The 389-nt window shown below is 66.1% G+C and carries 1 protein-coding gene; it reads left to right on the forward strand.

Going from position 1 to position 389, the window contains the following annotated elements:
- The coding region (locus EOA29_RS40830; protein WP_127222625.1) for an ATP-binding cassette domain-containing protein at positions 1–389 on the forward strand (389 nt) is incomplete at both ends.

Raw genomic sequence — 389 nt, forward strand, 5'->3', positions numbered from 1 at the left:
CGCCGAGCTGATGCACCGGCGGCCGAAGCAATTGTCGGGCGGCCAGCGCCAGCGCGTTGCCATCGGCCGCGCCATCGTGCGCGAGCCGCAAGTTTTCCTGTTCGACGAGCCGCTCAGCAATCTCGATGCGGAACTGCGCGTCCAGATGCGGGTCGAGATCTCCCGGCTGCACAAGGAACTCGGCGTCACCATGATCTATGTGACGCACGACCAGACCGAAGCGATGACGCTGGCCGACCGGATCGTCGTGCTCAAGGCCGGCAATGTCGAGCAGATCGGCGCCCCGCTAGATCTCTATGACGACCCGGCCAACCGCTTCGTCGCCGGCTTCATCGGCTCGCCGAAGATGAACTTCATGCCGGCGAGGGTGGTCGAGACCGGGCCGGGCG

The organism is Mesorhizobium sp. M1E.F.Ca.ET.063.01.1.1 (genome assembly GCF_003998155.1).
GTDB lineage: Bacteria > Pseudomonadota > Alphaproteobacteria > Rhizobiales > Rhizobiaceae > Mesorhizobium.